Origin of the sequence: Pseudomonas shirazica (assembly GCF_015168335.1) — a bacterium.
GTDB classification, from domain to species: Bacteria; Pseudomonadota; Gammaproteobacteria; order Pseudomonadales; family Pseudomonadaceae; genus Aquipseudomonas; species Aquipseudomonas asiatica.
In genome coordinates, this window is sequence record NZ_CP063456.1 from 3,739,554 (window position 1) to 3,765,404 (window position 25,851).

A 25,851-nucleotide genomic window follows, 5' to 3' on the forward strand; every position below is an offset into this window, starting at 1 on the left:
CGCCTGTACACATAAAGCGAGCATGCTATCGATTGCGGGCTGGTGGGGAAACGCACAGCAGCGCACAATGGCTGTGCGTTTTTCGCAAAAGCAAGGCAGCCATGAGCCCCGATACCCTGACCGACCAGCTAAGCCTGTTCCTCGATGTGCTGGAAACCGGCAGTTTTTCTGCCGCCGCCCGCCGTCACCCGCTGACGCCTTCCGCCGTGGCCCGCCGCATCGACAACCTGGAAAGCGCCGTGGGCAGCCGCCTGTTCACCCGCAGCACCCACGCCGTGCGTGCCACGCCTGCAGGCAACGCCTTTGCCGAACGGGCCAGGCGCATCATCGAGGAACTGCGCCTGGCCCGCGCTGAAGCGGTGTCGCTGAGCAATGCCCCCGAAGGCCTGATCCGCATCGACGCCCCCGCCGCATTCGGCCGCCGTCACCTGGCCCCTGCCATCGCCGACTTTCTGGTCGCCTATCCGGGCCTGGATGTGCAACTGCGCCTGATCGACAGCTTCGTCGACCTGCATGGCAGCCACCTGGGCGAGGTCGACCTGGTGCTGCGCGCCGGCCCCCTGGCCGACACCCGGCTGGTCGCCACGCCACTGGCCTACATGGTGCGCATCGCCTGCGCCAGCCCGGCCTACCTGGCCAGCCGCGGCATGCCCAGCTGCCCCAGCGAGCTGCCAGGGCACGACGGCCTGGACTGGGACGGCCTTGCGCCACCATTCGCCTGGCGTTTCAACGTGGCCGGGCAAACCCGCCTGTACCGCCCCTCACGCATGCGCATGGCCGCCAACAACGCCGAAACCCTGCTGTTCGGTGCGCTCGCAGGCTTAGGCATAGCCCACCTGCCTACTTGGCTGATCAGCGAATACCTGCTGCGCGGCGAGTTAATACCGTTGTTTTGCGACGGTGGCTTGCCCAAAGCGGAAACCAGCGGTATTTACGCACTTCGCCTGGAACATGAAACGAACTCTCGCAGCCGTTTGCTGCTCGAATTTCTCAAGAGCCGCTTCAGCCCGATTCCACCCTGGGACCTGGCCTTGCGCAGTGAGCTGCGCGAATAAAGCGCGCACTAACGATCCGCGTGCCAGACTTTCCCATTGATTACCTTCAAGGACCTGCATGAACGCCGACACCCAAGCCTCCTGTGACGAGCTGCTGCTGGACAACCAGGTCTGTTTCGCCCTGCACTCCACCTCGTTGCTGATGACCAAGGTCTACAAACCGCTGCTGCAGGCCCTGGGCCTGACCTACCCGCAGTACCTGGCCATGCTCGTGCTCTGGGAGCACGATGGCCTGACCGTAGGCGAGATCAGCCAGCACCTGCTCACCGACCCCGGTTCGCTGACACCGCTGCTCAAGCGTCTGGAGAGCGAAGGCCTGCTGCAGCGCAACCGCAGCCGCGAGGACGAACGGGTGGTACTGGTGCAGCTGACCGACAAGGGCCGCGCCTTGCAGCAGCAGGCCAAAGAAGTGCCGCAGTGCATCCTCAAGGCCAGCGGGCGCAGCCTGGAACAGCTGCAACAACTGCAGGCCGACCTGCTGGCGCTGCGGGAGAACCTGCAGAAAACCCTCTGACAGCTATGCTGTGCGATGGCCGTTCAGATGAACGGTGATGATTTATCTTGCGCACTAACTAATTGCGCGCTAATTTAAATCCCACACCAACCCGCGCCCTCCTCCAGACGGGGAGCGCACAGCACATTAGCGAGGCTCAAGATGCAAAAGGTCACTCCGCTGTACATCGCAGAAGCTACCTCCACCGGTGGGCGCGATGGCAAATCCCGCTCCAGTGACGGCAAGCTGGTGGTCAGCCTGAGCACCCCCAAGGAACTGGGTGGCGCTGGCGGTGACGGCACCAACCCCGAGCAGATGTTCGCCGCAGGGTACTCGGCGTGCTTCATCGGTGCCCTGAAGTTCGTGGCCGGGCAGGAGAAAAAAGCCCTGCCGGCGGAGGCCTCGATCACCGCGAAAGTGGGCATTGGCCAGATTCCAGGTGGTTTCGGCCTGGACATCGACCTGCACATCAACCTGCCGGGTCTGGCTCAGGCCGATGCCGAAGGGCTGGTGGAAAAGGCCCACAAAGTGTGCCCGTATTCCAACGCCACCCGCGGCAATGTGGATGTGCGCCTGCATGTGACCGTGTAAGCCACAGGCATAAAAAAACCCGGCCTAGGCCGGGTTTTTTGCGTTTCACAAGAAGGATTACTTCTTGGAACGGCCTTTGAAGCTGTTGTCGCGAGTGTCGATATCGATCCACTCGTCGATCTGGATGAAGTCGGCAACCGAGATCTCGGTACCGTTCTTCAGCTTGGCAGGCTTCATGACTTTGCCCGAGGTGTCGCCGCGTGCAGCGTTCTCGGTGTAGACAACCTGGCGGCTGATGGTGGTCGGCAGTTCAACCGATACCAGGCGGCCTTCGAAGAACACGGCTTCGCAGACGTCTTCCATGCCTTCTTCGATGTACGGCAGAACGGCTTCGATGTCCTCGGCGTTCAGTTCGTACATGGTGTAGTCGGTGGTGTCCATGAAGGTGTATTCGTCACCGTTGATGAACGACAGGGTCGCTTCTTTGCGATCCAGGATCACGTCGTCCAGCTTGTCGTCTGCACCGTAGACGGTTTCGGTCTTGTAGCCGGTCAGCAGGTTCTTCAGCTTGGTCTTCATGATCGCGCTGTTACGGCCCGACTTGGTGAACTCAGCTTTTTGAACCAGCCACGGGTCGTTGTCGATCCGCAGGACGGTACCGGGTTTCAGTTCTTTACCAGTTTTCATTACGAAGTATCCGAATCTGGATGGATTTATAAAAATCGAGGCCGCGTATCATAGCGAATTTCGGTAAAAGTGTACTAGCGCTGTGGCAAGGTCCGGCTGAGCGGCCTGTCGCGCCGCCCAAAGCCGGGCATGCTGCTGCAGTTCCGGCCAGTGCTGACGGGCTGCCTGCCAGGCCTGGCCCATGTCGCGGTCCATGTTCCAGGCACGCCACAGGCCAAGCAGGGCGGCATCGGCATCGCCTGACAACCCCTGTCGATAATGCGCGAGAAACGCTTCGAGCTTTTCCCAATGGGCATTCTCGTCCTGCACGTAAATGTGCCACAGCATCGGCTGCCCGGCCCACTGCGCGCGCACGAACGAGTCTTCGCCGCGCACGGCATTGAAATCACAGCTCCACAGCAATCGGTCGTAGTCGTCCTGGCTGACGAAAGGTAGCACCTGCAGGGTCAGCGCCCCTCGCTTGCGCACGCTGCCCACTTGCAGTACCGCCTCGCCAAGCCACTGGCCGAGCCCCGCGACAACGCGCCCTTGCGGCACCAGCAGGTGGCAGGGTTGCTCGCCTGAGGCCAGGGCCTCAAGCCAGTTGCCCAATTGCGGGTTTTCGTAGGCGAACAGGGAAATCAGCAACGCCCCCGCTTCAGGGTTTACGCCAAGCCCGTGCAAGAAGGCCTGCCGTGCCCCCTGCTCGAACGCATCACGCCGTGCCAGCAGCGAGCCCTCGCGCAGCAGGCCACCGGTTTTTTCGGTGAAGCCTGGAAAGAAAAACACCTTGCGCAAGCCATTGGGCTGCGGCGAAGGCAAGCCATGGCAACCTTCCACCCAGTCCTCGGCACTGAGGTATTCGAGGTTCAGCCACAGCGGCGGCGCGACACGAGCACGCATTGCCTCCACATAGGCTGCTGGCAATTGGCAGGCGAAGGCACCGATTACCACATCAGCCGGCGCCACCGGCAACCAGGCTACCGGCCATTGGCGCACATCCACACCGTGCTGCCACTGCTGCGGGGCGGTGGCATCGGCCCCGGGGCACATGGGCGTGAATGCATTGAGGTCATCCACCCACAGGCGCACAGCCAGGCCGTGCTCGGCCACCAGCTGCCGGGCCAGGCGCCAGGTCACGCCTATATCGCCGTAGTTGTCGACGACGCTGCAGAAGATGTCCCAAGTGGCTTTCATGTGCCCAGCCCTCGCCCAGCGGAAAAACCGCGCATTCTGCGTATAAATTGTCGCTGACAAAAGCACCTGCGCGGAAAAATGCCCAGGCGCATGCGACAATGCCCCCCCGAACACCCTGCCAGGAGGCTGCCATGGCGCGCCACCGTGAACTGAAGATCACCCTCAAGCCGCTGCCGTTGATCGTGTGCGTTGCCTTTGGCCTGTGGCTGGGCGCCGTGGCGATCGCCGCAAGCCTGTGGCTGGCCCTGCAACTGTGGCCACAGCAGGTACAGCCACTGGCCCAAGCCGTGGCCCCCGCCGCGTACCGGCCTGCCGCGCCGCCAGCGCCAGCCCCTGCGGCGGATGCCCAGGCGGAAATGTTCGAACGCTACAAGGACATCCTGCACAAGCAGGAGCTGCAACAGGCCGCCGAGGCCGCCCAGGGCAACCCGCGCAACCTCAACAGCCCCAAGTGCCAGTTCTGGCTGCAGCAGAACCGCACCGCGCCCACCGACAAAAGCCAGGCCAACGTGCTGGAGTTCTGTTACTGACCATGGACAAGCCCAGCCTGCTGGCGCAGATAGTTGCCACCCTCGAACATGACCTGGATGTGCTGACCCGCGCGGCGCAAACTGCGTACGAAGCCGCCACTGCCGAAGAGAACATCGCCGAGAACAAGTACGACACCCTGGGCCTGGAGGCCTCGTACCTGGCCACCGGCCAGGCCCGCCGCAGCGCCGAGATCCGCAAGGCGCTGCTGACCTACCAGCAACTGCTGCTGCGCGATTACGACCCGGCACGCGGGGTGCAGGTGAGCAACCTGGTGACACTGGAGGATGAAGATGGCGGGCAGCGCCGACTGTTCCTCGGCCCCGAGGCGGCGGGGTTGAAGATTGGCGAGGGGGATGGGCTGGTGACGGTGATTACCCCGCGCTCGCCGCTGGGGCAACAACTGGTCGGCAAGAAGGTTGATGATGAGGTAAACCTGGGGGCACAGACATTGGTCATCATCGATATTGCCTGAACCGGCCTCTTCGCCCCTCAGGCCAGTGATACCCCTTGTAGGAGCAGCCTTGTGCTGCGAAGGGGCCATGAGCAACACAGAAGATCTTTTGCCTTACCGGCCCCTTCGCAGCACAAGGCTGCTCCTACACGGATTGCAAGGCATCGAACCGCCGCGCCAACCCCTGCTCTGCGAACTGCTCCACCACAAAATCGACAAACGCCCGGGTCTTGCCCGGCAACAGCTTGTGCTCGGCGAAATACAGGCTGATATGCCCATCGTCCACATACCAGTCCGGCAGCACCCGCCGCAGCCGCCCGCCTTCCAGGTACGGCACGGCAAACGGCAGGCTCACCAGGGCAATCCCCAAGCCCTGCTCGGCCACCGCGCAAGCCGCATCCGAATCGCTCATGGTCATCGTCTGGCGCAACTGCAATGGCTGCTGCACCTGCCAACGGCTGGTCAACGGCCATGACCGCACCCGCCCAGTCTGCGGCGAGCGGATCAGGATACCGTCATGCCGTTGCAATACCTGCGGGTCGTCAATCGGCGCGTGCCGCCCCAGGTACGCCGGCGCCGCCACCAGCACCCTGTGCGCCGGGGTCAGCTTGCGCGCCACCACCCCCGGCGGCAGCTCGAAACCTCCGCCAATCGCCGCATCGAAGCCCTGGCCGATCAGGTCGACCTGGCGGTTGTCGAAATGCCAGTCCGGAGTAATGGCCGGGTAGCGACGCAGGAACTCACCCAGCAATGGCAACACATACAAGCGCCCGAATACCGTGCCCATGCTCACCCGCAACAACCCGGCCGGCTGGCCTTCGCTGCTGGCCAGGTTGGCCACGGCGTACTGGATGGTGCGGAAGCTGTCACTGACCTCCCCCAGAAATCGCTGCCCTGCCTCGGTCAGGGTCAGCTTGCGGGTACTACGCTGGAACAACCGCACCCCCAGGCGCGCTTCCAACTGGGCAACATGCTTGCCTACGGCAGCCGGGGTAATGCTGAGGCGCCTGGCGGCTTCGGCAAAGCTGCCGACTTCGGCACTGCGGATGAAGCATTCCAACGCGTTGAATGATTCCATGGCCATGATTGGCAACCAAAGGTTTACTCTGCTGATAGTGATTGCCATCTTATCAGCAGGTAATCAAGCGCCGATACTGCGCCCATCCAAGGCATTCCGGCCTGGCTTCCAGCAGGAGATCAACATGTCCAAGCAACACTCACTCGAAGGCAAGGTGGCCCTGGTACAGGGCGGTTCCCGCGGCATTGGTGCAGCCATCGTGCGACGCCTGGCCCGCGAAGGCGCACAGGTGGCCTTCACCTATGTCAGCTCCGCCGGCCCGGCGCAGGCGCTGGCTGAGGAAATTACCGAAAACGGCGGCAAGGCCCTGGCCCTGCGGGCCGACAGCGCCGACGCGGCGGCCGTGCAACTGGCCGTGGATGGCACCGTGAAGGCCTTCGGCCGGCTGGATATCCTGGTCAACAACGCCGGTGTGCTGGCGGTAGCGCCGGTGACCGAATTCGACCTGGCCGACTTCGACCACATGCTGGCGGTGAACGTGCGCAGCGTATTCGTCGCCAGCCAGGCCGCGGCACGCTACATGGGCCAAGGCGGACGCATCATCAACATTGGCAGCACCAATGCCGAGCGCATGCCGTTTGCCGGCGGCGCCCCTTATGCCATGAGCAAATCAGCCCTGGTCGGCCTGACCCGCGGCATGGCCCGTGACCTGGGGCCGAAAGGCATTACCGTGAACAACGTGCAGCCAGGGCCGGTGGACACCGACATGAACCCAGCCAGCGGCGAGTTCGCAGACAGTTTGATCCCGCTGATGGCGATCGGGCGCTATGGCGAGGCGGATGAGATTGCCAGCTTCGTGGCTTACCTGGCGGGGCCTGAGGCGGGGTATATCACTGGGGCCAGCCTGACGGTCGATGGCGGGTTTGCTGCCTGATTGAAGGGTTGCCTGTGCCGGCCTCTTCGCGGGCGCGCCCGCTCCCACAGATACTGCGCGATGCCTGTGGGAGATTACCCAGCCCTTTTGGGCTGCGCTGTCGCGCAGATAACAACTATCGCTCGTTTGAAGCGTCCTTTGTAGGAGCAGCCTTGTGCTGCGAAGAGGCCGGTACAAGCAACAGACAGGCTTTGTCAGTACCGGCCTCTTCGCAGCACAAGGCTGCTCCTACAGAACCTCGCCGAACCAATGAGTCATGTGTTGTTCTATGAGAGCGGGCATGCCCGCGAAGAGGCCGGCACAGGCTCTGCCGCACAATGCATTGATGTAAGGCCCGACACTTTCCGATAATCCCCCCTTTTATTCTGCCCGCCACGAGAACTGCATGAACGCCCCCACTCTCAGCCGTGCCCTGATTCTGCTGATGGCCACCGCCACCGGCCTGGCCGTGGCCAGCAACTACTATGCGCAACCACTGCTGCACAGCATCGCCCAGCAGTTCGGCCTGAGCACCGCCAGTGCCGGCAGCATCGTCATTGCCGCGCAACTGAGCTACGGCGCCGGCCTGTTGCTGCTGGCGCCCCTGGGCGACCTGTTCGAGCAGCGCCGGCTGATCACCGTGATGACTGCCATTTCTACCCTTGGCCTGGTCATCAGCGCCTGCGCACCGAGCCTTCCCTGGCTGATCCTTGGCACGGCGCTGACCGGGCTGTTCTCGGTGGTGGCGCAGATCCTCGTGCCCATGGCCGCAACCCTCAGCGAGCCACACCAGCGCGGGCGGGCGGTCGGCACCTTGATGAGCGGATTGCTGCTGGGCATCCTGCTGGCGCGTACCGCCGCCGGGTTCATGGCCGAACTGGGTGGCTGGCGCAGCATCTACGTGCTGGCCGCGGTGCTGATGGCCATCACCGCCGTGGCGCTGTACCGCAGCCTGCCACAACACCACAGCCATGCCGGGCTGAAATACCCAGCGCTGATCGGCTCGGTGTTCCGCCTGTTCCTCGAAGAACCGGTGCTGCGCCTGCGTTCTCTGCTAGGCCTGCTGGCTTTCAGCCTGTTCGCCCTGTTCTGGACGCCACTGGCGTTCCTGCTGGCGAAAGGCCCGTACCACTATTCGGACGCGGTGATAGGCCTGTTCGGCCTGGCCGGTGCAGCGGGTGCACTGTCGGCCAATTGGGCGGGGCGCCTGGCCGACCGTGGCAAGGGTTCGCTGGGCACCACCGTGGGCCTGGTGGTATTGCTGCTGTCGTGGGTGCCGCTGGGCTTCGCCGAACAGTCGTTGCTGGCCTTGCTGCTGGGCGTGCTGATGCTCGACCTGGCAGTGCAACTGGTGCACGTGAGCAACCAGAATGCGGTAATTGCCCTGCGACCCGAGGCGCGCACGCGGCTGAATGCCGGGTATATCACCTGCTACTTCATTGGCGGGGCCTTGGGATCGCTGCTGGGCACGCAGCTGTTCCAACGCCAGGGCTGGATGGGGATTGTGCTGGCCGGGTTGGTGATTGGCGGGCTGGCGTTGCTGGCGTGGGGTTTGGCCGAGCGCAAGCGCAAGAACGCTTTGCAGATCGCCTGAAGCCCATTGACCTGAGCGACAATGCACCGCACGACCCTCCGTCGCATGGCCGTTGACTTGCCTGCCCGGGCAGCGCTCAGTAGGCGCTGGTCAATGCCCTTTCCCTGACAGGACGACGTTATGACAAGACTCACGGTGCAATCCGGCGATTTCTTGCAAGGCGAAGGCGAGTATCGCAACGGATCGCTCACACTCAAGACCCCGCACAGCCCCTCCCCGGGCGAGCGGATTTCCCTGGCACGCATCAGCGACCTGCGGCTGGCCAGCCTGGAATCCAGCCGCAGCCTGGGCAGTGCCCTGGGCTGGGGCGTGGCCGGGGCACTGGTGGCCGGGCCGGTGGGGTTGCTGGCCGGGCTCTGGCTGGGTGGCAAGGAAGAGGAAGCCACCTTCCTGGCCACTTTCAAGGACGGGCGCAAGCTCATGGCCATTACCGATGGCAAGACCTGGTCGAAGATCGACGACAACTGGAAGCAGCACAGGCGGCCGGCCAGCAAAGGCTGACGGGATATCGCAGGGCCCGGATCGTTTTATGTTGAAGGCGGCTGTAAGATGCCGCCTTTTTTCATGGCCTGTGCTGGCCTCTTCGCGGGCTCACCCGCGAAGAGGTCGGCGCAGGTGTCGCGCATCCAGGAGCCCCACCGCATGCCCCCGCGTCATCCCCGCCTGCCCCTGAGCCTGCTCAGCCTGGGCCTGGCCCTGCATTGCCCCCATGTGCTTGCCGAAGACAGCGTGCTACTGGCCCCGCTGCAGGTCTCCGATACCTACACCAACGACGGCTATCAGGCACGCCAGGCAGCAGTAGGCGGCTTCCAGCCCGCGCCCCTGCTCGACACCCCGGCCTCGATCAGCGTGTTCAGCCAGCAACTGCTGGAAGACCGCCAGGTACGCCAGCTCAGCGAAGTGCTGCAAAGCGACGCCTCGGTGGGCGAAAGCTACGCCCCCATCGGCTACTACGAAAACTTCAACGTGCGCGGCTTCGAGCTGAATGCCGCCAGCAGCTACCGCATCAATGGCCAGACCATCGCCGGCGAGCAGAACGTGGCCCTGGAAAACAAGCAGCAGGTGGAGCTGCTCAAGGGCCTGTCCGGGCTGCAGAGCGGCGTATCGGAGCCGGGCGGCCTGATCAACTACGTGACCAAGCGCGCCGAAGACGTGCGCAGCGTCACGGTGTCGACCAACGAACAAGGCGAGCGCTACCTGGCCACCGACCTGGGTGGCTGGTTCGGCAGCGAGCGGCAGTTCGGCCTGCGGGCCAACCTGGCTCATGAAGACATCCGCTCCTACGTCGACCACGCCGACGGCAAGCGCGACTTCGCCTCGCTGGCCTTCGACTGGCAGATCAACCCAGATGCCACCCTGCAGCTGGATGCCGAATACCAGCACCGTGAACAGCGCTCGGTGCCGGGTTACCAGCTGCTCGGTGGCAGCGAAGTACCCCATGGCATCGACCCGGACGACCGCCTGGCCTACCAGCACTGGGCCAAGCCGGTGCAGAACGATTCGCTGAACCTGGGCGGGCGCTTCGAGTACCGTTTCAACGAAGCCTGGACCGGGACTTTGAGTGCCTCGCGCAGCAAGGTGGTGATCGATGACTACAGCTCGTTTGCCTGGGGCTCGAGCGAAGGCGCGTTCTTCGGCAGCAACGGCGACTACGACATCTACGACTTCCGCAGCCCGGACGACACCCGCCGTACCGACGAGGCGCAGGCCATGCTCAACGGGCGTTTCGATGCGCTGGGCGTGGGGCATGAGCTGACCGTGGGCACCAGTGCGCAGCGGCGCACGCTGGATCAGCGCCCCAGCTATATGGAATGGGTAGGTACAGGCAACATCTACACGGGCGCACCGGCCTTTGATCCATCCGACAAGCCCATCAGGACTAGCGAACGTCGCCTGGACAGCCGCCAATACGGGTTGTTCGTGAGCGACCGCATCAGCTTCAACGAGCACTGGCAGACCGTACTGGGTGCCCGTGAAGTACGCCTGGACGAGAAAACCTGGAATGAGGACGGCGTTGCCGGTCGCCATACCCGGCAGTACGAGTTGCTGCCCAACGCCGCGCTCATCTACAAGCCGCAGCCGGATACCACGGTATATGCCAGTTATTCCAAAGGCCTGTCGGCAGGCGGTACCGCACCGTGGTTCGCCGAGAACAGATTCGAAATCCTGGCACCGACGACCTCACACCAACTGGAACTAGGCCTCAAGCATGACTGGCAAGGCCTGAGCTTCAGTGCCGCACTGTTCCAGATACGCCAGGCGTACCAGTACGCGCGCCCGGACGACGCCGGCACTTTCACCTACGTGCAGCAAGGCCAGCAGAAGAACACCGGCCTGGAACTGGGCGCCAGCGGCTGGGTGACCTCGAACCTGCAGGTGCAGGCCAGCGCTGCGGCGATTCGGGCGCGGGTGCAGAACAGCGATACCGATGCCTATGAGGGCCACCAGGCGATCAACGTGCCCAGGTTCCGGGCGGCGTTGCAGGCGGAATACACCCTGCCGGTACCGGGATTGGCACTGCTGGGTGGGGCGCGCTACAGCGCCAGCAAATATGCGAGCCAGGCGGGGAATGTGGAAGTTGGTGGGTATACGGTGTTCGATGTGGGTAGCCGCTACCGTACGCGCATCGGGGGGTATGACACGGTGCTGCGGCTGACTGTGGATAACGTGTTCGACAAGCGTTATTGGCGTGATGTGGGGGATTACCTGGGGGATAACTACCTGTTCCAGGGAGCGCCGCGCACGGCTCGGCTTTCGGCTTCGGTCAGCTTCTAGGTTTTTGGGGCTGCCTTGCAGCCCATTCGCAGCACAAGGCTGCTCCTACAGGGGCGCACCCCATCCTGTAGGAGCAGCCTTGTGCTGCGAATGGGCCGCAAAGCGACCCCAAAGGGCGTGAAAACAAAAAGCCCCCGGCTTTTCAGCTCGGGGGCTCTTCGTAGAATGTGGCGGTGAAGAAGGGATTTGAACCCTTGATACGATTTCTCGTATACACACTTTCCAGGCGTGCTCCTTCGACCACTCGGACACTTCACCGTTTCTCTTCAAGCCTTGCAGCCTGTCGAGGTGCGCTAATTTAGTGAAAGACCTTCCCTTTGGCAAGCATTTTTTTCAATTTTTTCATGCATTTGCATTTGAGCTCTGGCGAACGCTGACCGACCAGTCAGCCTTACTGCTTTACCTCGCCCCTGCCGCTGGGTAACGTCGTCGCCACGCCAACAAAAGGACTCTGCCATGAGCGAGCTGATTACCTACCACGCCGAAGACGGCATCGTCACCCTGACCCTGAACAACGGCAAGGTCAACGCCATCTCGCCAGACGTCATCGCCGCCTTCAACGCCGCGCTCGACCGCGCCACCGAAGAGCGCGCGGTTGTGATCATCACCGGGCAGCCCGGCATCCTGTCTGGCGGCTACGACCTCAAGGTGATGACCAGCGGCCCCAAGGAGGCGATCAGCCTGGTCACCGCCGGCTCCACCCTCGCCCGCCGCCTGCTGTCGCACCCGTTCCCGGTAGTGGTCGCCTGCCCGGGCAACGCCGTGGCCAAGGGCGCCTTCCTGCTGCTGTCGGGCGACTATCGCATTGGCGTCGAAGGGCCGTACAAGGTGTGCCTGAACGAAGTGCAGATCGGCATGACCATGCACCATGCCGGCATCGAACTGGCCCGCGACCGCCTGCGTCGCTCGGCCTTCCACCGCTCGGTGATCAATGCCGAGGTGTTTGACCCGCAGGGCGCGGTGGACGCAGGCTTCCTCGACAAGGTGGTGCCGGCCGAGCAGTTGCAGGATGCGGCACTGGCGGCTGCGCGGGAGCTGAAGAAGCTGAACATGCTGGCGCACAAGAACACCAAGCTGAAGGTGCGCAAAGGGCTGCTGGAAGCGTTGGACAAGGCGATCGAGCTGGACCAGCAGCATATGGGTTAGCCGGGCCGACCTCTTCGCAGGCAAGCCCGCGAAGAGTCCGCAACAGGCTTGCACCAGGGTTTGCCCCGACCAGTGCACATCCGTACACTGCCCGGCGACTGTCTGGTGTGAGTCGTACCATGCTTTATTCATTGCGCATGCTCCTGCTGGCGCTGCATTTCCTTGTGGTTGGGGCCCTGGGCCTGGTCATTGGCCTGTGCCGCCCCTTCAACCCCGACAACAGCCGCGTGTTCGCCCGCCTCTACAGCCTGCCGGCCACCTGGCTGATGCGCATCAGGGTCAAGGCCGAAGTCGGCCCGCTGTGGGACCAGCCGCCAGGCTGCGTGATCGTCGCCAACCACCAGTCCAACTTCGACCTGTTCGTGCTTGGCCAGGTGGTGCCGCAGCGCACCGTCGCCATCGGCAAGAAAAGCCTGGGCTGGATCCCGCTGTTCGGCCAGCTGTTCTGGCTGGGTGGCAACGTGCTGGTCGACCGCAAGAATGCCTACCAGGCACGCAAGGCCATGCAGAAGACCACCCGGGTACTGCAGGACGACACCTCGATCTGGATTTTCCCCGAAGGCACGCGCAATCCCGGCGAGCACCTGCTGGCCTTCAAGAAGGGCGCGTTTCACATGGCCATCGAGGCCGGTGTGCCGATCGTGCCGGTATGCGTCAGCCGCTATGCCGGGCGCCTCAGCCTGAACAGCTGGCGCCAGCGCACGGTGATCGTGCGCTCGCTGCCACCGATCGCCACGGCGGGCATGACCCTGCAGGACCTGCCGGCGCTGATCGAACAGTGCCGCGGGCAGATGCAGCAATGCATCGACCGCATGGAAGGGGAACTGGCCAAGAGCTAGGTTGCTCTTGAGCCCACTACAGCCCAAGCTGTAACCCGTGTCCAACCGGAATAAGCGAACAACCATGGGTCGAGTCGTGGCATCGGCGGTATACAGCGCCGGCAGAAAGGTCACCAACATCAGCATCGACGAAGGCAGCGAATGGGCACGCAAGCCAGGGCATTTTGTGTGGATTGGCCTGGAAGAGCCCAACGCTGAGGAACTGGCCAACCTGCAATGCCAGTTCAATTTGCACGAACTGGCCATCGAAGACGCCCTGGAAAAGCACAGCCGGCCCAAGCTGGAAACTTTCGGCGACGCCCTGTTCATCGTCACCTATTCGCCGGTGCGCCACGAAGGCAAGCTGGAGTTCATCGAAACCCACATCTTCGCCGGCAACGGCTACATCATCACCTGCCGCAACGGCCACTCCAAATCCTATGCCCTGGTGCGCCAACGCTGCGAGGCGCGGCCGTTGCTGCTGGAGCACGGCGAAGACTTCGTGCTGTACGCCCTGCTCGACTTCGTCACCGAGAACTACCAGCCGGTCAGCGAGGCCATTCATGGCGAGATCGAAGAGCTGGAGCAGAGCGTGCTTGGCGGGTCGCTGCAAGAAGACGATATCCGCCGCTTGCACAGCCTGCGCCGCGACATCCTGCGCCTGCGCCGCTACGTGGCACCGATGGTGGAAGTGAGCGAGGAACTGCAGCGCCTGAGCTTCCCGTTCATCGACAAGAACATGCGCCCGTACTTCCGTGACGTGCAGATCCACGTGACGCGGCAGATGGAAGACCTGGCCGGTATCCGTGACATCGCCAGCCAGACCATCGAGATCGGCATGCTGCTGGAGTCGTCACGGCAGAGCATCGTGCAGCGCAAGTTTGCAGCCTGGGCGGCGATCCTGGCGTTCCCCACGGCAATTGCAGGGGTTTACGGGATGAACTTCCAGAACATGCCGGAGTTGGGGTGGCACTATGGGTACTTCGGGGTGCTGGGGGTGATCGGGCTGGGCTGTACCGCGTTGTATGCCAGCTTCAAGAAATCTGGCTGGCTTTGAGATTGTCGGGGCCGCTTTGCGGCCCCCAGCCATCACGCTGCGGTATCTTTGCTCACCGGCTGCTGGATAAACCGCAACATCCACTCCCCCACCAGGTCGCCCTGGTGCTCGGTGGCCAGGCTGGCCACGGCCTTGTGGTACACCTCATCACCCAGATACTCCTGGCGCGCATCGAGCAGCGCGCGAGAGTAGTCGTGCACGAACTCGGGGTGCCCCTGGAAGCACAGCACCTGGTCACGAATGTGGTACGCAGCGTTCGGGCAGAAATCGCTGGAGGCGATCACCGTGGCGCCTTCCGGCAGCTCGGTCACCTGGTCCTGGTGGCTGATCAGCAAGGTCAGCTCCGACACCTCCGGGTCCATCCACGGCGCATGGGCCGCCAGCGAATAGCGGTGGATACCCACGCCCCAGCCCTGCTCGGCACGCTCGGCCTTGCCACCCAGGGTCAACGCCAGCAACTGGTGGCCGAAACATACACCCAGCAACTTCTCGCCACGCTCGTACAGCTTCAGCAGGTAGGCCTTGAGGGTCTGGATCCACGGGTCGGTACCAAACGAGTCGGCCTTGCTGCCCGTCACCAGATAGGCATCGAACACTTCGTTGTCGGCGGGGTAATCGCCGTTCATCACGTTGTACACACGAAATTCGGCGGCGATCGGCTGACGCGAGAAGAGCTGCTCGAACATCCTGCCGTAGCCCTGGTACTGCGCGGTCAACTCCGGTCGCAGGACATCGGTTTCAAGGATGCAGATGCGTAACGACATAGGGATAGTCCTGAACGACATGGGTGGGAATCTGCTGTAGAGACTGACGCGAAAGGCACGTACAAGCAAGTAGGCCGCACTGACGAACGGTCACATTTCATCGGTGCCCTGCTGGCACTTGCGCCACCGTCTAGCGAGAGCATGCCAGCCGGCTGGCACTTGGCCTCATAGCCCGAAGAAATTAATGACCGACAACATTAGAACAAAGGGTTCTCAAACATGGATGACGCACACCCTACTGTTGGTTGTATATCCACTTTCAAGAGGCAGGCAGTTCAGGCGTCACGCAACGCCACTGCGATCGACCCGAAGCGCGACAGGGAAGCCAACGGGTATTCAGGAATAACAACAAGAAGGCGGTCCGCCATGTTCAGACAATCGAAAATTCGCCAAGCTGGGCTCATTCTCTTCGCCACGACTTTGCTGCTGATCCTGCCGAACCTTACACGTTTGTTCGGCTGACTGCCGCTGTGGCGCCAACAGGCAACGCACAGGTAACCTGCTGGCCTTGATGGTCGGAGATTACCCATGCGCCACTGCCTTGCACTGTTAGTGTTGCTCCTGAGCCTGCCGCTGTCGGCGGCGCAACTGCACCTTGAACTGGGCGCTACGACGCGCCAATGGAGCAGTGAAGAACTGCTCGACCACCCGCAGGCCCGGGACATCAGCATCGACCAGGACGTTTCCTACAAGCAGCCCATGCGTTATCGGGCTGTGCCGCTGGCCGCGCTGCTGGACGGCGTGAGCGCCAGCGACCACCTGCAGGCAGTGGCGCTGGACGGTTTTGCCGCCGAAATGCCCGCGGCGCCACTGTTGCAGCAGGGGCCGGCACAGGCCTGGCTGGCGGTGGAGGAACCTGACCGGCCATGGCCACCACTGGGCCAAGGCAAGCCGAGTGCAGGACCGTTCTACCTGGTGTGGACTGCACCGCAGGCCAGCGGTATCCGCCCGGAGCAGTGGCCGTTCCAGATTGCCACGATTCGCAAGCAGGCCTCCGTCGAAGCGCGTTTTCCGGTGCTTCTGCCCGACCCGAAGTTGCCGGCCGACAGCCCGGTGCGCCGAGGCTTTGCCTTGTTCCAGCAGAATTGCCTGGCGTGTCATAGGTTGAATGGCGCGGGGGATGCACAGGTGGGGCCGGACCTGAATATGCCGCACAACCCGACCGAGTATTTTCGGCCTGAATATCTGCGCCAGCTGATTCGTGACCCGCAAAGCCTGCGGCAGTGGCCGCAGGCGAAGATGCCGGGGTTTGCAGAGAGTGTCTTGAGTGAACCGGAGCTGGATGAATTGCTGGCTTACCTGGGGCATATGGCTGGGCGCAGGCCTTGAGAACCTGGGGGCGCTTTGCGCCCCTTTCGCGACACAAGGCCGCTCCTACAAGGGTACGCGCACGCCTGTAGGAACGGCCTTGTGTCGCGATGGGCCGCAAAGCGGCCCCAAACTCCCGAAATCTCAGGCTATGGGCCGCTCCTGCTTGACCCCCCACCCTTCCACCTCACCGCCATAAGGTGTCACCAGCTGCTCGAAGGCCTCTTCAAAGTCGCCAATCCCGCCATGGGTGGCATACATGACCTTGCTCAGTTCCAGATGCCATGCACCGTCGCCCAGTTCCTTGACCTGGGCATTCAGCGATTCACCGCGAAACTGCCCGGCCGCACGGCGGGCCCCTGCTTCGTCGGGGAATATGGCGTAGAACTCGATGGGATGGATCTGGGTGAAGTCGAAACCGCCTGCCTTCATCTGGCGCAGGACGTTGCTGCTGATATCGTCGTTCTGGCTGCTCATGAAACGTCCTCCTGAATAATGCGATGGATAGACTTTCCGTGCACTACGCACCTGCCGGCAGCGGCCGGGCAGTTCGAGCTGATGCAAGACGCGAAGGGATGCGGTGCCGACCCGCAGAATAGGCCGGCACCTTCATGCAGCGTAGTGCCTGCCAGGGCACCACGCAAACGTGTGGTTCAGGGCGTTTCGTGGATGCTGGTGATGGTCACGCCACTCTGCTCCTTCAGCCAGCGTGCGGTGGGGGAAATGGTGCGGTCCTGGAAGTCGTTGAGGTCCAGCTCGTCCATCACCGGGAACAGGTGCGAACGGATGGCCCGCGCGGCGTCCTCTTCGCTGGGGCACTGGTCGCCGCGCAGCGTCAGGGTGGTGAGCACGCCTTTCTGGTCGGCAAAGATGACTTCCCACTCTTTCATTGAACGAACCCTCTCAGTCAACGAACACCAAGGTGTGTGATGCCTGAAACAAGTGACCTTGAGGTGGGGAGAATGTTCAGTCGGAGGGATTTGTGTTGGGCCCATTCGCGGGCACGCCCGCTCCCACAGGCCAACACAAGGTCCGAAACCTGTGCTGTACCTGTGGGAGCGGGCGTGCCCGCGAATGGGCCGTGAAACGGCCCCGACCTACTTCGGCGTGCCGTGCACTACACCGGCAGTGTTATCCAGCAAGCTCTTGGTCGCAGTCTGGATATACGCTTCCAGCTTCTTCAGCATTTCCGGCTGGTCCGGGCTTTCGATCAGCTCGGCCTTGAACTCGCTGCCCAGCTGGTAGCGGTACATGCGCGGGGTCATGTCCTTGGACTCGATCAGGATACGGTCGCCCTGTACCAGGCCGACGATCTGCTCGCTGCCCGATGGCTTGATCATGCCCATGCCCTGGTCGCCCTCAGGCAGGTTGAGCAGGTCGCGGCCCCAGCACTGGTGACGGGCCTGGCCACCCAGGCGGCCCATGATGGTCGGCACGATGTCGACCTGGGTGCCCACGGTGTGGTTGACCGCACCGAACTTCTCCTGGATGCCTGGGGCAATCAGCAGCAGCGGCACGTTGAAGCGGCCCAGGTCCAGCTCGGTGACCTGCTGGTGGTTGCCAAAGCCATGGTCGCCAACGATGACGAACAGGGTTTCCTTGAAGTACGGCTCCTTGCGCGCCTTCTCGAAGAACTGCCCCAGCGCCCAGTCCGAATAGCGCATGGCAGTGAGGTGCTCGTCCAGGCGGCCCTGGCCGGTTACCGGCTCTACCGGCAGGTCTTTGGGCAGTGCGTACGGGGTGTGATTGGACAGGGTCTGCAGCAGCGCGTAGATCGGCTTCTTGCCATCGTGCTTGGCTAGCTCTTCGGCACCGCGGTCGAACATGTCCTGGTCGGACACGCCCCAGGTCGGGTCGGAGAACACCGGGTTGACGAAGTCGTTACGGCCAATGAAGGTGGTCATGCCCTGGTTGCCGAAGAACCCGGACTGGTTGTCCCAGGCAAAATCGCCGTTGTAGACGTAAACGTCGTCGTAATCGCGGGCGCTGAGCAAGGCTGGCAGGCCGGAGAGCTTGTGGCCGCCTTCCGGGGTCTGCATCAGGTACTCGAAGCCTGGCAGGTTGGGGAAGCAGGCCATGGTGGCGAACATGCCCTGGTGGGTATGGGTGCCGTTGGAGAAGAAGCGGTCGAACAGCAGGCCCTCTTTGGCCAGCTTGTCGAAGTACGGGGTGATGTTGTTGGGGCTGCCCAGCGCGCCCACCGAGTGGCCGGCGAAGCTTTCCATCAGGATCACCACCACGTTCTTGATCGGCAGGGTGCGCTCGGCCGGCGGCACGAAGTCGCGGCGGATTGCAGCCTCGTCGGCATCGACCAGGGTGTCGTGGGCGGTCAGCAGCTGCTCGCGCACGCTCTGCGTGGCCACGTCCTGCTCCAGCACCGGCTTCCAGATGTTGGCGCGGTCTTCGCCGAAGCGGCTCTTGGCAGCATCGATCAGGGTCAGGGTGCCGTTCAGGCCCAGCTGGTTGACGAAGTTGGAATCGGTGGTGAAGGCATCACCCCAGCGCATCGGCGGGCCCTGACGCAGGGTGCCACGGGCGGCGACCACGGCCACCAGCAGGATCACCATGAACACCGCCAGGCGGTTGTACCACGGCGCTGCACGGCGCTGCAGGGTGACCTCGCCGGCACCGTTGCCACGGGTCATGCGGTCGATGCCCTTGAACAGCAGGCTCAGCAGCCAGGTGCCGAACAGCCAGGCCAGCAGGTAGCGCACCACCGGGAAGCCGTACCAGAGCATGCTCAGCACGGTCTTCGGGTCTTCCTTGATGTACTGGAACACCAAACCGTTGAGGCGCTGGTGGAACTCGCGATAGAAGTCCATTTCCATCAGGCCGAGGAACATCACCACGCTCGAGGTGATGGTCAGCCAGAAACGGAACAGGCCACGCCGGGCCATGGCCCAGGGACTGAGGATGGCCAGCAGCAGCGGAATGCTGATGTACACCACTACCCGCAGGTCGAAGCGCAAACCGTTGAGGAAGCCTTCTGCGACGGTCGCGCTGGGGGTATCGCCGATCATGTCGCTGTTGTAGACCAGCAGCGCCAGGCGCACGAGGCTGAGCATCAGCATGATCACCAGGCCACTGAGCAGGGTGTAGGCCAGGTGGGATTTCAGAGTGGGCGAGAACGACGCTCGCGCGCCCCGTTGCTTCAAGGCGTCCAGGTTAGCCATGAATGGGAAGGTCCTAGGATTGCGGGTTTGCGGATATGGCGCAGGTGTATACCAACGCAGCATTGTGCGGGTGCGGATTCTGTTTAAACCAATGTGAAAATTTTGTCACGGGGGTGTTGCGGGTTTTGTCTGTTCCGGCCCTATCGCCGGCAAGCCAGCTCCCACAGGATCACCACAAGCCCTGGCATTGTGGAGTACCTGTGGGAGCTGGCTTGCCGGCGATAGGGCCAGTACAGGCATTCAGATCCGCACATTCCCCCGCGGCCCGGCGATCGCCCAGATCACCAGGCCCACCACCGGCAGCAAGGCGATGAGCAGGATCCACAACACCTTGATGCCCACTTCACTGCCACTTTTGATCACATTCAGGATGGCCCAGATATCCAGCGCCAGGATGATCAGCCCGACCAGGCTGTTGAACGTCGACCCCATGCCAAAACTCCTGTCAAAGGCTTTGCTGCACAGCATAGTCAGCTATCAAGGCGATAGAAGGGAATCCTTGGCGGTTGGCACAGGTCCCTGAGTAGACTGCCGTTATTCACTGATTCGAGGTTCACATGCCCCCCGCCCACACTCAAAGCGCCGCCCCAACCTCGCTGCTGAACGCCTGGCGCCGACAGGCCGTGAACACCCCGTGGCTCAGCGCCGGCCTCGGGTTGAGCCTGCTGGCGGTGTTGCTACTGCTGGCCGCCAGCCTGTGGAACGCAGTGAACGGCGACCATGCCGACAACCTGCACCTGGCCATGCTGGGCGGGTTGTCCGGCTTTGGCGCCACGGCGCTGGGCGCAGTGCTGGCAGTGGTGCTGCGCGATGTCAGGGCCCGCACCCAGGATGTGATGCTGGGTTTTGCCGCCGGCATGATGCTGGCGGCCAGTTCGTTTTCGCTGATTCTGCCGGGCCTGGATGCCGCCCGCGAAATTACCGGCAACGGCCCGGCCGCGGCCTTTACCGTGGTGCTGGGCATGGGCCTGGGCGTGCTGCTGATGCTGGGCCTGGACCGCTTCACCCCGCATGAACACGAAAGCACCGGCCCTTGCGGCCCGGAGGCCGAGCGCATCAGCCGGGTGTGGTTGTTCGTGCTGGCGATTACCCTGCACAACCTGCCTGAGGGCATGGCCATTGGCGTGAGCTTTGCCAATGGCGACATGAACATCGGCCTGCCGCTGACCAGCGCCATCGCCATTCAGGACATCCCCGAGGGGTTGGCCGTGGCGCTGGCCTTGCGCGCTACCGGGTTGTCGAACCTGAAAGCCGCGCTGGTGGCGATCGGGTCGGGGCTGATGGAGCCGCTGGGTGCGGTGATCGGCCTGGGGATTTCGACCGGCTTTGCCTTGGCCTACCCGGTCAGCATGGGGCTGGCGGCGGGGGCGATGATTTTTGTGGTGAGCCACGAGGTGATTCCCGAAACCCACCGCAATGGGCACCAGACGGCGGCGACCCTGGGGTTGATGGGTGGGTTTGCGGTGATGATGTTCCTGGATACCGCACTGGGCTGAAGTTCTGGGCTGACTGTACCGGCCCTATCGCCGGCAAGCCAGCTCCCACAGGTACAGCACAGGTTTCGAACTCTGTGGTGATCCTGTGAGAGCTGGCTTGCCGGCGATAGGGCCATCAGCCTTTAGATGTGTACAGCCACTTTCAATGCCTCCAGGGCCGGCTCGACCTTGATCCCCACCTCAGCCCCCAGCTCCAGCACCCGCGCCAGGTCGTTCTGCCCTACCATCACCATCTGCAGCTCGTCATCCAGCAACTGGCTGAAGTTGAGCAGCACATACCCGCCCGCCTCCTTGTTCAGCGCCCCCATCTGCACCTGAATGCGATTGAGCGCGGTCAGCGGCTCGGTGCGGGCCAGTTGTTTGGGCTTGAGGGTGAACGGCACGCTCTGGTCGAACGAATCGCTGATCTGCTGGAACAGGTCCTGGTAGCTGTCGGCCTGGAACACCACGGTGTCCGGCAGGCTGCCCAGCACCACCCATTCGCCCAGCGGAATGGGGAAGCTGTCGTCGTAGTTGATGTCGGGGTTGGCGGCCAGGAAGGCGGCGGGGTCGGCGTAGGCCTGGGCGGCCTCGTCGGCGATGCGCTCGATGTCTTCCTCGCGCATGCAGCCAGCGCCAATGAGGCTGATGAATTCGAGCAACTGAGTTTTCATGAAAGGGGGCCTGCGACGGGTGAAAAGTCGCCAAGGATAGCCGCAAATGCCCCCTTGCGGTTAGCCGGCCAGCACTTGCAGGCGCGCTGCGGCGTCCACGGCCCCCATGGTTTGCGCCGCCATCAGCGCGGTGGCACCGCGGGCATCCTGGCGCGCCGGGTCGGCGCCCTGGGCCAGCAGGTAGTCGAGGATTTCGCTACGGTTGAACATGGCCGCCAACATCAGTGCGGTGCGGCCATCCTGCGCGGCGGCGTCCACCGGTACTCCGTGCTCCAGCAACAGGCGAATCATGGCCAGGTCCCCCTTGAACGCAGCGCCGGCGATGGGCAGTTGGCCGTTATCGTTGGCAATCAGCGGGTCGGCGCCATGCGCCAGCAGCACACGCACTGCGTCGTGGTGGCCGTGGTAGCTGGCCAGCATCAGCAGGGTGTCGCCCTTGTGGTTGCGCAGGTTGGCCGGCAGGCCGCTGGCCAGCAGGCGCCCGAGCATCTCGGCATCGCCCTGGCGGGCACGTTCGAACACCTGCTCGGCAAAGGCGGCGGTCTCGTCGTCGGTCATGGTGGTGGGCGTGGGTTGGCTGGACATTTGGAACCTCCTGGCAGAAATCGTTGCCCAAGTCTTTGTCAGGCAAGGCTGCCGGGTCAAAGGTTCAGATTCTATCGGGGCGATAGCTGGCCGCGGGTCGTGCAATATGCACTGTGCAAAATGCACGACCATGCAGGCTGCACGATAGCGCTTCGGCAAAAAACAAATAACTGACTGAAATTTAAGGATTTTTTCAGAAAAAGCTTCCTGGCACGGTCACTGCAACCATCAACTCACGTCTGCCACGCAACAGCCAGGAGTTGATATGGACCTCATCCAGGAAAAGTTCGTTTCGGTATTTTCTGCCTACCAGGTGAATACCCAGGCCCGCCCAGACGGCGGTGTGCTGCTGACCCTTCGCGCAGCTGATGGCAAGGTCACCCGCCGCGTGCTGACCTACGCGCAATTGCACAGTGCCGAGCAGCTGTCCTGGGCAATCAGTGCGATTCGCCGCGATTTGGCCGAGCAGGCCAGTGAATTGCCGGTGATTTCGATGCTGCAGAGCCAGCAGCGGTTTGCCCTGCCGACTTATCGCTGAGTTTTTTGTTGGTTGATCTGGCCTCTTCGCAGCACGAGGCTGCTCCTACAGGGCCCGCGCTGGCCTCAAGCTTCGCGTTTTACTTGTAGGAGCAGCCTTGTGCTGCGAAGAGGCCGGCAAAGCCATCACAACTCATCAATGCCCAGAAACGCCCGCGCAGTCACATCCCCGGTAAACCTCGGCTGCATCCCTTCCTCGCTGCCGTACAACCGCAACGCCAGGCAAAACGGCGCATCGCCCAGCTCGACCCAGCGCCGAGTCCCCGCCGGCACCACCAGCTGGTCACCCTTCTCGCACAGCACCGAATACACCCAATCCCCCAAACGCAGGCCAACCTGAGCCCGCCCGCTGACCACGGCGAACACCTCGTCGGCGTCATGCACATGCTCATCGCGAACGTCCACCTGCGCAGGGGCCTCACCCTCACGGTTGAGTACCACGAAAGCCTTGCTGCCATGCGCCGTCATCAACTGGTCAAGGTGCTCGCGACAGGCCTCCAGTACCTCCTCCTGGGCAGTGCCAGGGCGCACACGCAGGCCATGCTCGGCATGGGCAAAGCGCACGCCCTGCTCGGCCAGGGTGGCAACGATATCGTCGTGGTGGGTCAACACCTTGTTCGGCAGTTCCGGGCTGGAGGGGTGGAAAACGCTGAGAATGCTCATCAGGGGCGGGTCCTGGTCGGTTGCGAACAAAGGGCAATGATAACGGCTGCAGCCAAGGCTGCGGCACTGGCCATACCAAAGGTGAAGGTGGGCCCCAGCAGTTTCCAGCTGTAACCCGAATACAACGCCCCCAGCGCACCGCCAGTGCCCGACAGCGCCGCATACAGCGCCTGGCCCTGGCCCTGCTGGCGGGCGCCGAAACTCGCCTGGACGAAAGCGATGCTGGCGGCATGGAAGCAGCCGAAAGTGGCCGCGTGCAACACCTGGGCAAACACCAGCACCACCGGCTCGCCGGCCAGGTTGCCCAGCAACAGCCAGCGCAGCGCCGCCAGCACGAAGCTGGCCAGCAGCACCCGCTGCACCGAAAAGCGCGCGAAGATACGGCTCATGGCCATGAACACCAGTACTTCGGCCACCACCCCCAGTGCCCACAGCAGACCGATGGCACCCCGGGCATAGCCCAAGTGCTCCAGGTGCAGGGTGAGGAAGGTGTAGTACGGCCCATGGCTGAGCTGCATCAGTGCCACGCAGGCGTAGAACGCGACCACCCCCGGCGCCCGCAGTTGCTGCAGGAAGCCGCCCGCGCCACTGCGCTCGCCCTGCTCCACCGGCTGGGCATTGGGCACCCACAGGCTGGCGGCGACGATGCCGGCCATGATCGTGACCAGCGCCACCGGATAGATGTCCAGGCTCAGCCACTCGAACAGCCGGCCCAGGCCGACCACGGTGAGGATGAAGCCGATCGAGCCCCACAGGCGCACCTGGCTGTAGCGCGCGGTTTGCCCGTGCAGGTGGGCCAGGGTGATGACCTCGAACTGCGGCAGCACCGCATGCCAGAAGAATGCGTGCAGGGCCATGACCAGCGCCAGCCAGGCGTAGCTTTTGCCAAGGAAGATCAGGGCGAAGGTGGCCAGGGTCGACAATGCGCCCAGGCGCACGATCAGCAGGCGCTGGCCGGTGCGATCACCCAGCCAGCCCCACAGGTTGGGGGCGATGCAGCGCATGAGCATGGGTATGGCCACCAGCTCGCCGATGCGTGCCGGAGAGAAGCCCAGGTGGTCGAAGTACAGCGCCAGGAACGGGGCGGTGGAGCCGAGCAGGGCGAAGTAGAACAGGTAGAAGCTGGACAGGCGCCAGTAGGGGATTGGTTGCATGGGGTGGCCTATGGGGTTGCCGGTACTGGCCCTATCGCCGGCAAGCCAGCTCCCACAGGTACCCCACAATATTCAGGCTTGTGGTAATCCTGTGGGAGCTGGCTTGCCGGCGATAGGGCCAGTGCAAGCGAATCAGAGCTGGCCCAGCACCGGGGTATTCACCTTCACATCGGCATTCTGCGCGCGGTGGCGCAGCAGGTGGTCCATCAGCACGATGGCCATCATCGCCTCGGCGATCGGCGTGGCGCGGATGCCCACGCACGGGTCGTGGCGGCCTTTGGTGATGACGTCCACCGGGTTGCCGTCGATGTCGATGGAGCGGCCCGGGGTGGTGATGCTGGAGGTCGGCTTCAGCGCCAGGTGGGCAACGATCGGCTGGCCCGAGGAAATACCGCCGAGGATGCCGCCAGCGTTGTTGCTGAGGAAGCCTTGCGGGGTCAGTTCGTCACGGTGCTCGGTGCCGCGCTGGGCCACGCTGGCGAAGCCGGCGCCGATTTCCACGCCCTTGACCGCGTTGATGCTCATCAGCGCGTGGGCCAGTTCGGCGTCGAGGCGGTCGAAGATAGGCTCGCCCAGGCCCGGCATCACGCCTTCGGCGACCACGGTAATCTTGGCACCCACCGAGTCCTGGTCACGGCGCAGCTGGTCCATGTAGGCCTCCAGCTCCGGCACTTTGCTCGGGTCAGGGCTGAAGAAAGCGTTCTGCTCCACCGACTCCCAGGTCTTGAACGGGATTTCGATCGGGCCCAGCTGGCTCATGTAGCCGCGCACGGTGATGCCTTGGGTGGCCAGGTATTTCTTGGCGATGGCACCGGCGGCCACGCGCATGGCGGTTTCGCGCGCCGAGCTGCGGCCACCGCCGCGGTAGTCGCGAACGCCGTACTTGTGGTGGTAGGTGTAGTCGGCGTGGGCCGGGCGGAACAGGTCCTTGATCGCCGAGTAGTCCTTGGACTTCTGGTCGGTGTTGCGGATCAGCAGGCCGATCGAGCAGCCGGTGGTGCGGCCTTCGAACACGCCGGAGAGGATTTCCACCTCGTCGGCTTCCTGGCGCTGGGTGGTGTGCCGGCTGGTGCCGGGCTTGCGCCGGTCAAGGTCGTGCTGCAGGTCGTCGAGAGAAATCTCCAGGCCCGGTGGGCATCCATCGACAATGGCGACCAACGCCGGGCCATGGCTCTCGCCAGCGGTGGTGACAGTGAACAGCTTGCCGTAGGTATTGCCGGACATGGACGCTCCGCGAGATCTGCCTGAAGTGAACGAAAGCGGCAGTATACAG

At 63.3% G+C, this 25,851-nt stretch carries 28 protein-coding genes and 1 tRNA gene; 15 read left to right on the plus strand and 14 right to left on the minus strand.

Features of this window, described 5'->3' with window-relative positions:
- The first annotated feature begins 101 nt into the window (after nucleotides 1-101).
- The 3 genes from IMX18_RS17250 to IMX18_RS17260 all read left to right on the plus strand — a co-directional run bounded on the left by IMX18_RS17250 (nucleotide 102) and on the right by IMX18_RS17260 (nucleotide 2,139).
- The gene (locus IMX18_RS17250) at nucleotides 102-1,055 is read left to right on the plus strand and encodes a LysR family transcriptional regulator (protein ID WP_013971533.1); all 954 of its coding nucleotides are present in this window, start codon (nucleotides 102-104) and stop codon (nucleotides 1,053-1,055) included.
- A gap of 58 nt (nucleotides 1,056-1,113) precedes the next feature.
- Nucleotides 1,114-1,569, plus strand: coding sequence for a MarR family winged helix-turn-helix transcriptional regulator (locus tag IMX18_RS17255; protein WP_003260416.1), 456 nt, complete (start codon nucleotides 1,114-1,116; stop codon nucleotides 1,567-1,569).
- Nucleotides 1,570-1,710: 141 nt separating this feature from the next.
- Nucleotides 1,711-2,139, plus strand: coding sequence for an organic hydroperoxide resistance protein (locus IMX18_RS17260; RefSeq protein WP_061302960.1), 429 nt, complete (start codon nucleotides 1,711-1,713; stop codon nucleotides 2,137-2,139).
- A gap of 57 nt (nucleotides 2,140-2,196) precedes the next feature.
- Here IMX18_RS17260 and efp read toward each other — a convergent pair whose 3' ends face one another.
- Nucleotides 2,197-2,766 (minus strand): elongation factor P, encoded by a 570-nt coding sequence (gene efp / locus IMX18_RS17265; RefSeq protein ID WP_013971530.1) that lies wholly within the window; start codon nucleotides 2,764-2,766, stop codon nucleotides 2,197-2,199.
- Between the two features lie 48 nt (nucleotides 2,767-2,814).
- Entirely contained in the window at nucleotides 2,815-3,942 is a 1,128-nt protein-coding gene (earP, locus tag IMX18_RS17270) for an elongation factor P maturation arginine rhamnosyltransferase EarP (protein ID WP_100413646.1), read from the minus strand.
- A gap of 131 nt (nucleotides 3,943-4,073) precedes the next feature.
- On the opposite strand from earP, the gene IMX18_RS17275 reads away from it, so the two are divergent.
- Nucleotides 4,074-4,472 (plus strand): hypothetical protein, encoded by a 399-nt coding sequence (locus IMX18_RS17275; protein ID WP_013971528.1) that lies wholly within the window; start codon nucleotides 4,074-4,076, stop codon nucleotides 4,470-4,472.
- Between the two features lie 2 nt (nucleotides 4,473-4,474).
- A complete protein-coding gene (locus IMX18_RS17280; RefSeq protein ID WP_054573473.1) occupies nucleotides 4,475-4,945 on the plus strand; it encodes a GreA/GreB family elongation factor in 471 nt (156 codons plus the stop codon).
- Nucleotides 4,946-5,069: 124 nt separating this feature from the next.
- Here the strand turns inward: IMX18_RS17280 and IMX18_RS17285 are convergent, their stop codons facing one another.
- On the minus strand, nucleotides 5,070-6,008 hold the full coding sequence (locus tag IMX18_RS17285) for a LysR family transcriptional regulator (protein WP_043935432.1): 939 nt from the start codon (nucleotides 6,006-6,008) through the stop codon (nucleotides 5,070-5,072).
- A gap of 118 nt (nucleotides 6,009-6,126) precedes the next feature.
- On the opposite strand from IMX18_RS17285, the gene IMX18_RS17290 reads away from it, so the two are divergent.
- From IMX18_RS17290 to IMX18_RS17305, 4 genes are all read left to right on the plus strand, one after another.
- Nucleotides 6,127-6,876: a 3-oxoacyl-ACP reductase family protein gene (locus IMX18_RS17290; protein WP_217190313.1), complete on the plus strand. Its 750-nt coding sequence runs from the start codon at nucleotides 6,127-6,129 to the stop codon at nucleotides 6,874-6,876.
- A gap of 385 nt (nucleotides 6,877-7,261) precedes the next feature.
- Nucleotides 7,262-8,449, plus strand: coding sequence for an MFS transporter (locus IMX18_RS17295; protein WP_061552384.1), 1,188 nt, complete (start codon nucleotides 7,262-7,264; stop codon nucleotides 8,447-8,449).
- A gap of 120 nt (nucleotides 8,450-8,569) precedes the next feature.
- The gene (locus IMX18_RS17300) at nucleotides 8,570-8,950 is read left to right on the plus strand and encodes a hypothetical protein (RefSeq protein ID WP_100413244.1); all 381 of its coding nucleotides are present in this window, start codon (nucleotides 8,570-8,572) and stop codon (nucleotides 8,948-8,950) included.
- Nucleotides 8,951-9,091: 141 nt separating this feature from the next.
- A complete protein-coding gene (locus IMX18_RS17305; RefSeq protein ID WP_217190316.1) occupies nucleotides 9,092-11,224 on the plus strand; it encodes a TonB-dependent siderophore receptor in 2,133 nt (710 codons plus the stop codon).
- Nucleotides 11,225-11,392: 168 nt separating this feature from the next.
- On the opposite strand, the gene IMX18_RS17310 is transcribed toward IMX18_RS17305, so the two are convergent.
- Nucleotides 11,393-11,482 (minus strand) — tRNA-Ser (locus IMX18_RS17310).
- 198 nt (nucleotides 11,483-11,680) lie between these two features.
- On the opposite strand from IMX18_RS17310, the gene IMX18_RS17315 reads away from it, so the two are divergent.
- The 3 genes from IMX18_RS17315 to IMX18_RS17325 all read left to right on the plus strand — a co-directional run bounded on the left by IMX18_RS17315 (nucleotide 11,681) and on the right by IMX18_RS17325 (nucleotide 14,245).
- On the plus strand, nucleotides 11,681-12,370 hold the full coding sequence (locus tag IMX18_RS17315; protein WP_015269365.1) for a crotonase/enoyl-CoA hydratase family protein: 690 nt from the start codon (nucleotides 11,681-11,683) through the stop codon (nucleotides 12,368-12,370).
- 119 nt (nucleotides 12,371-12,489) lie between these two features.
- Nucleotides 12,490-13,209, plus strand: a complete 720-nt coding sequence (locus IMX18_RS17320) for a lysophospholipid acyltransferase family protein (RefSeq protein ID WP_061552386.1) — start codon at nucleotides 12,490-12,492, stop codon at nucleotides 13,207-13,209.
- A gap of 64 nt (nucleotides 13,210-13,273) precedes the next feature.
- Nucleotides 13,274-14,245, plus strand: a complete 972-nt coding sequence (locus tag IMX18_RS17325; RefSeq protein ID WP_015269363.1) for a magnesium and cobalt transport protein CorA — start codon at nucleotides 13,274-13,276, stop codon at nucleotides 14,243-14,245.
- A 32-nt stretch (nucleotides 14,246-14,277) separates the two neighbouring features.
- Here IMX18_RS17325 and IMX18_RS17330 read toward each other — a convergent pair whose 3' ends face one another.
- Nucleotides 14,278-15,009, minus strand: a complete 732-nt coding sequence (locus IMX18_RS17330) for an amidotransferase (RefSeq protein WP_015269362.1) — start codon at nucleotides 15,007-15,009, stop codon at nucleotides 14,278-14,280.
- A gap of 528 nt (nucleotides 15,010-15,537) precedes the next feature.
- Between IMX18_RS17330 and IMX18_RS17335 the strand changes: the two genes are divergently transcribed.
- On the plus strand, nucleotides 15,538-16,338 hold the full coding sequence (locus IMX18_RS17335) for a c-type cytochrome (RefSeq protein ID WP_217190318.1): 801 nt from the start codon (nucleotides 15,538-15,540) through the stop codon (nucleotides 16,336-16,338).
- 123 nt (nucleotides 16,339-16,461) lie between these two features.
- Here the strand turns inward: IMX18_RS17335 and IMX18_RS17340 are convergent, their stop codons facing one another.
- From IMX18_RS17340 to IMX18_RS17355, 4 genes are all read right to left on the minus strand, one after another.
- Nucleotides 16,462-16,794 carry a ribonuclease E inhibitor RraB gene (locus tag IMX18_RS17340; protein ID WP_003260395.1) on the minus strand — a complete coding sequence of 111 codons (333 nt, stop codon included), beginning with the start codon at nucleotides 16,792-16,794 and terminating at the stop codon, nucleotides 16,462-16,464.
- Nucleotides 16,795-16,970: 176 nt separating this feature from the next.
- Entirely contained in the window at nucleotides 16,971-17,207 is a 237-nt protein-coding gene (locus IMX18_RS17345; RefSeq protein WP_015269359.1) for a hypothetical protein, read from the minus strand.
- A 207-nt stretch (nucleotides 17,208-17,414) separates the two neighbouring features.
- Nucleotides 17,415-19,490, minus strand: a complete 2,076-nt coding sequence (locus IMX18_RS17350) for an LTA synthase family protein (RefSeq protein WP_015269358.1) — start codon at nucleotides 19,488-19,490, stop codon at nucleotides 17,415-17,417.
- A gap of 240 nt (nucleotides 19,491-19,730) precedes the next feature.
- Nucleotides 19,731-19,922 (minus strand): PLDc N-terminal domain-containing protein, encoded by a 192-nt coding sequence (locus tag IMX18_RS17355; protein WP_012271091.1) that lies wholly within the window; start codon nucleotides 19,920-19,922, stop codon nucleotides 19,731-19,733.
- Between the two features lie 125 nt (nucleotides 19,923-20,047).
- On the opposite strand from IMX18_RS17355, the gene IMX18_RS17360 reads away from it, so the two are divergent.
- On the plus strand, nucleotides 20,048-20,986 hold the full coding sequence (locus IMX18_RS17360; RefSeq protein WP_015269357.1) for a ZIP family metal transporter: 939 nt from the start codon (nucleotides 20,048-20,050) through the stop codon (nucleotides 20,984-20,986).
- Between the two features lie 122 nt (nucleotides 20,987-21,108).
- On the opposite strand, the gene IMX18_RS17365 is transcribed toward IMX18_RS17360, so the two are convergent.
- Both IMX18_RS17365 and IMX18_RS17370 read right to left on the minus strand, forming a co-directional pair.
- Nucleotides 21,109-21,639, minus strand: a complete 531-nt coding sequence (locus IMX18_RS17365; RefSeq protein WP_015269356.1) for a hypothetical protein — start codon at nucleotides 21,637-21,639, stop codon at nucleotides 21,109-21,111.
- Between the two features lie 60 nt (nucleotides 21,640-21,699).
- A complete protein-coding gene (locus IMX18_RS17370) occupies nucleotides 21,700-22,224 on the minus strand; it encodes an ankyrin repeat domain-containing protein (protein ID WP_015269355.1) in 525 nt (174 codons plus the stop codon).
- Nucleotides 22,225-22,489: 265 nt separating this feature from the next.
- Here IMX18_RS17370 and IMX18_RS17375 point away from each other — a divergent pair, with 265 nt between their 5' ends.
- Complete coding sequence (locus IMX18_RS17375; protein ID WP_013971511.1) at nucleotides 22,490-22,762, plus strand: DUF3509 domain-containing protein; 273 nt, start codon at nucleotides 22,490-22,492, stop codon at nucleotides 22,760-22,762.
- Nucleotides 22,763-22,887: 125 nt separating this feature from the next.
- On the opposite strand, the gene IMX18_RS17380 is transcribed toward IMX18_RS17375, so the two are convergent.
- From IMX18_RS17380 to aroC, 3 genes are all read right to left on the minus strand, one after another.
- Nucleotides 22,888-23,424, minus strand: coding sequence for an oxidase (locus IMX18_RS17380; protein ID WP_191471896.1), 537 nt, complete (start codon nucleotides 23,422-23,424; stop codon nucleotides 22,888-22,890).
- A complete protein-coding gene (locus IMX18_RS17385) occupies nucleotides 23,424-24,578 on the minus strand; it encodes an MFS transporter (RefSeq protein ID WP_217190321.1) in 1,155 nt (384 codons plus the stop codon). The genes IMX18_RS17380 and IMX18_RS17385 overlap by 1 nt, the downstream gene beginning before the upstream one ends.
- A 132-nt stretch (nucleotides 24,579-24,710) precedes the next feature.
- Complete coding sequence (gene aroC / locus IMX18_RS17390; RefSeq protein ID WP_054572725.1) at nucleotides 24,711-25,802, minus strand: chorismate synthase; 1,092 nt, start codon at nucleotides 25,800-25,802, stop codon at nucleotides 24,711-24,713.
- Between the last annotated feature and the right edge of the window lie 49 nt (nucleotides 25,803-25,851).

Excerpts from the sequence above, each read along its gene's own strand:
- IMX18_RS17260 (WP_061302960.1), top strand. The coding sequence starts at position 1,711 with ATGCAAAAGGTCACTCCGCTGTACATCGCAGAAGCTACCTCCACCGGT.
- IMX18_RS17380 (WP_191471896.1), bottom strand. The coding sequence starts at position 23,424 with ATGAGCATTCTCAGCGTTTTCCACCCCTCCAGCCCGGAACTGCCGAAC.
- efp (WP_013971530.1), bottom strand. The coding sequence starts at position 2,766 with ATGAAAACTGGTAAAGAACTGAAACCCGGTACCGTCCTGCGGATCGAC.
- IMX18_RS17275 (WP_013971528.1), top strand. The coding sequence starts at position 4,074 with ATGGCGCGCCACCGTGAACTGAAGATCACCCTCAAGCCGCTGCCGTTG.
- IMX18_RS17295 (WP_061552384.1), top strand. The coding sequence starts at position 7,262 with ATGAACGCCCCCACTCTCAGCCGTGCCCTGATTCTGCTGATGGCCACC.
- aroC (WP_054572725.1), bottom strand. The coding sequence starts at position 25,802 with ATGTCCGGCAATACCTACGGCAAGCTGTTCACTGTCACCACCGCTGGC.
- IMX18_RS17330 (WP_015269362.1), bottom strand. The coding sequence starts at position 15,009 with ATGTCGTTACGCATCTGCATCCTTGAAACCGATGTCCTGCGACCGGAG.
- IMX18_RS17340 (WP_003260395.1), bottom strand. The coding sequence starts at position 16,794 with ATGAGCAGCCAGAACGACGATATCAGCAGCAACGTCCTGCGCCAGATG.
- IMX18_RS17385 (WP_217190321.1), bottom strand. The coding sequence starts at position 24,578 with ATGCAACCAATCCCCTACTGGCGCCTGTCCAGCTTCTACCTGTTCTAC.
- IMX18_RS17375 (WP_013971511.1), top strand. The coding sequence starts at position 22,490 with ATGGACCTCATCCAGGAAAAGTTCGTTTCGGTATTTTCTGCCTACCAG.
- IMX18_RS17325 (WP_015269363.1), top strand. The coding sequence starts at position 13,274 with ATGGGTCGAGTCGTGGCATCGGCGGTATACAGCGCCGGCAGAAAGGTC.
- IMX18_RS17335 (WP_217190318.1), top strand. The coding sequence starts at position 15,538 with ATGCGCCACTGCCTTGCACTGTTAGTGTTGCTCCTGAGCCTGCCGCTG.
- IMX18_RS17290 (WP_217190313.1), top strand. The coding sequence starts at position 6,127 with ATGTCCAAGCAACACTCACTCGAAGGCAAGGTGGCCCTGGTACAGGGC.
- IMX18_RS17370 (WP_015269355.1), bottom strand. The coding sequence starts at position 22,224 with ATGTCCAGCCAACCCACGCCCACCACCATGACCGACGACGAGACCGCC.
- IMX18_RS17315 (WP_015269365.1), top strand. The coding sequence starts at position 11,681 with ATGAGCGAGCTGATTACCTACCACGCCGAAGACGGCATCGTCACCCTG.
- IMX18_RS17350 (WP_015269358.1), bottom strand. The coding sequence starts at position 19,490 with ATGGCTAACCTGGACGCCTTGAAGCAACGGGGCGCGCGAGCGTCGTTC.
- IMX18_RS17320 (WP_061552386.1), top strand. The coding sequence starts at position 12,490 with ATGCTTTATTCATTGCGCATGCTCCTGCTGGCGCTGCATTTCCTTGTG.
- IMX18_RS17280 (WP_054573473.1), top strand. The coding sequence starts at position 4,475 with ATGGACAAGCCCAGCCTGCTGGCGCAGATAGTTGCCACCCTCGAACAT.
- IMX18_RS17285 (WP_043935432.1), bottom strand. The coding sequence starts at position 6,008 with ATGGCCATGGAATCATTCAACGCGTTGGAATGCTTCATCCGCAGTGCC.
- IMX18_RS17360 (WP_015269357.1), top strand. The coding sequence starts at position 20,048 with ATGCCCCCCGCCCACACTCAAAGCGCCGCCCCAACCTCGCTGCTGAAC.
- IMX18_RS17345 (WP_015269359.1), bottom strand. The coding sequence starts at position 17,207 with ATGAAAGAGTGGGAAGTCATCTTTGCCGACCAGAAAGGCGTGCTCACC.
- IMX18_RS17250 (WP_013971533.1), top strand. The coding sequence starts at position 102 with ATGAGCCCCGATACCCTGACCGACCAGCTAAGCCTGTTCCTCGATGTG.
- IMX18_RS17365 (WP_015269356.1), bottom strand. The coding sequence starts at position 21,639 with ATGAAAACTCAGTTGCTCGAATTCATCAGCCTCATTGGCGCTGGCTGC.
- IMX18_RS17305 (WP_217190316.1), top strand. The coding sequence starts at position 9,092 with ATGCCCCCGCGTCATCCCCGCCTGCCCCTGAGCCTGCTCAGCCTGGGC.
- IMX18_RS17355 (WP_012271091.1), bottom strand. The coding sequence starts at position 19,922 with ATGGGGTCGACGTTCAACAGCCTGGTCGGGCTGATCATCCTGGCGCTG.
- IMX18_RS17300 (WP_100413244.1), top strand. The coding sequence starts at position 8,570 with ATGACAAGACTCACGGTGCAATCCGGCGATTTCTTGCAAGGCGAAGGC.
- earP (WP_100413646.1), bottom strand. The coding sequence starts at position 3,942 with ATGAAAGCCACTTGGGACATCTTCTGCAGCGTCGTCGACAACTACGGC.
- IMX18_RS17255 (WP_003260416.1), top strand. The coding sequence starts at position 1,114 with ATGAACGCCGACACCCAAGCCTCCTGTGACGAGCTGCTGCTGGACAAC.